This is a genomic window from Pseudomonadales bacterium, assembly GCA_013215025.1.
Lineage (GTDB): Bacteria > Pseudomonadota > Gammaproteobacteria > Pseudomonadales > DT-91 > DT-91.
In genome coordinates, this window is sequence record JABSRR010000252.1 from 1 (window position 1) to 2,729 (window position 2,729).

Annotated in this window: 3 protein-coding genes; 1 reads left to right on the plus strand and 2 read right to left on the minus strand. The window is 46.4% G+C overall.

Annotated features, from left to right (window positions below; all coding sequences use genetic code 11):
* Together HRU21_12540 and guaB are read right to left on the minus strand one after the other, a co-directional pair.
* The coding region (locus tag HRU21_12540; protein NRA43118.1) for a gamma-glutamyl-gamma-aminobutyrate hydrolase family protein at positions 1 to 416 on the minus strand (416 nt) is incomplete at its 3' end.
* Between the two features lie 55 nt (positions 417 to 471).
* On the minus strand, positions 472 to 1,947 hold the full coding sequence (gene guaB, locus HRU21_12545) for an IMP dehydrogenase (GenBank protein NRA43119.1): 1,476 nt from the start codon (positions 1,945 to 1,947) through the stop codon (positions 472 to 474).
* Between the two features lie 168 nt (positions 1,948 to 2,115).
* Here guaB and xseA point away from each other — a divergent pair.
* Positions 2,116 to 2,729: exodeoxyribonuclease VII large subunit (gene xseA, locus HRU21_12550; protein ID NRA43120.1), on the plus strand; the 614-nt coding region annotated here is incomplete at its 3' end.

The window sequence follows — 2,729 nt, forward strand, 5'->3', positions numbered from 1 at the left end:
CACACATCCAGCAGCTGCTGGCCATCATGTTCTTTATCGACAATACCCTGAAGAAGCTTGGCGTCGCCACTTATCGCAACTTCTGCGTAGCCAAATTCATGCACATCAGAGGCTTCTACTTTGCCGCCTAACTGTTGTGCCATGGTTTGCATACCATAACAAATTCCAAGCAATGGCAGCCCCATATCGTAGACTGCAGCAGGAGCACGTGGCGTGTCTTGCTGCGTCACCGTCTCTGGCCCGCCGGATAGCACAATACCGCGCGGATTAAATGCTGTGATTTCAGCTTCACTCATATCCCATGGGTGAATTTCGCAATACACGCCGGCTTCACGAATGCGCCTAGCGATCAGTTGCGTGTATTGAGAGCCAAAATCAAGGATCAAAATGCGCTGGGCATGGATATCTAAACTCATCGGATTTCCTGTAGAAAAATTGCCCGGCGAATAAACTTAAGCAGGGCAATAACAATTAAGAGACTTTATAGTTTGGCGCTTCTTTGGTGATAGACACATCATGTACATGCGACTCACTCATACCAGCTGACGTCACGCGAACAAACTCAGGCTTAGTGCGCATATCGGTGATAGTGAGACTACCGGTATAACCCATTGATGAACGAAGACCGCCCATCAGCTGATGAATAATGGCGCTGACTGGGCCTTTATAAGGCACACGACCCTCGATACCTTCTGGTACCAGTTTTTCGGCGCCTTTGCTGGCATCTTGAAAATAGCGATCTGAAGAACCGGTCGTTTGATTCATCGCACCAATCGAACCCATACCGCGATAAGACTTATATGAACGCCCTTGATAAAGCTCGATCTCACCCGGCGCCTCATCTGTGCCTGCAAGCATGGAACCCATCATTACCGCATGCGCACCTGCCGCGATAGCTTTAGCAAAATCACCTGAGTAACGAATACCACCATCTGCAATGACGGCAACATCAGTGCCTGATACGGCTTCAACCACATTGGCAATCGCTGAGATTTGCGGTACACCGATACCTGTGACGATTCGCGTGGTACAAATCGAGCCGGGGCCAATGCCTACTTTCACCGCGTCTGCACCGGCTTCAATTAATGCTGCAGCAGCTTCAGCAGTAGCAATATTACCGCCAATCACATCAACCTGCGGATAAGATTGCTTAATCATTCTAACTCTATCTAACACATTTCTAGAATGGCCATGCGCAGTATCAACAACTAACACATCAACGCCAACATTAACCAATGCTTCAACGCGCTCATCTGTATCAGGACCAGTGCCTACTGAAGCTCCAACCCGAAGCCTACCCAGTTCGTCTTTACAGGCATGAGGATAGGTGTTGGCTTTATGGATATCTTTAACAGTAATCATACCTTGCAAATTAAAGTCTTGATCAACCACAAGCAGCTTTTCAATACGATGATCATGCAATAATTTTTTCGCCACATCATGATTAGCATCTTCATTGACCGTTACCAACTTATCTTTCGTGGTCATGATAGAACTAACAGCCGCATCAAGGTCAGCTTGATAACGCACATCACGGTTCGTCACTATACCCACTAGGTCGTCACCATCGAGTACTGGCACACCTGAAATATGGTATTTTTCTTTAATGCTTAATAAGTCGCGAATACAGGCATTTGCCTGAATCGTAATTGGGTCTTTCACCACGCCCGACTCATGCTTTTTAACCGCAAGCACTTGCTTTGCCTGTTCTTTAATAGACATGCTTTTATGAATAATGCCAATGCCGCCTTCTTGTGCCATCGCAATAGCAAGACGCGCCTCGGTAACGGTATCCATAGCGGCTGAGAGCAAGGGGATATTCAGCTCAATATTACGACTCAAGCGCGTCTTTATATTGACATCGCGCGCGGTCACTTCTGAATAAGCAGGTTGCAATAAGACATCATCGAATGTCAGTGCTTCTTGTTTTACACGTAACATGGGCATACCTTTATGTAGGCAGGAAAAACGTTAAAAAGCTGGCCAAGCAGACAGGTAATAATTACCTATGCATGATTTCGCTTTACTTGGTATGCTGGCGGATTATAAGTTTTTATTCTTATAGAAACAATTTAAAATTAGCTTTATTACCTTGCTAGATGGTATAGATTTCTTATGCGTGTAAGCTCCGAAACAGACAGCCCTGTATTATCGGTTTCTGAACTCAATCAATTTGCACGAGGTGCCTTGGAAATGCACGTTGGCAAGGTATGGGTGAGCGGTGAAATCTCTAACTTTTCTGCGCCAGCCTCAGGCCATTGGTACTTCACGCTGAAAGACGATAATGCGCAGATCAGCTGCGCAATGTTTCGTGGTAAAAATCAGTTTATTCGTACCCGTCTAAAGCCTGGGATGCAAATACTGGTCAATGGCAAAGTAAGCCTGTATGAGGGTCGAGGCTCATATCAGCTAATCGCCGATTATCTTGAAGAATCTGGCGTTGGCGCCATGGCCAGAGCCGTTGAAGCTTTAAAAGCAAAGCTTCTGCAAGAAGGTTTATTTGAGCAATCACGAAAGAAACCGCTGCCTCGCGTATTACAGCATATAGCCGTTATCACTTCAGATACCGGCGCAGCTATTCACGATATCATATCGGTGTTAGCGGAACGGTTCCCGCAACTTAATATCACCCTGATTGCCGCTCAAGTGCAGGGAGATGCAGCGCCCGTCTCCTTAAAAACAGCTCTAGACCGTGCGAATCGTTACCATGCAGAAGTGCCCATAGATGC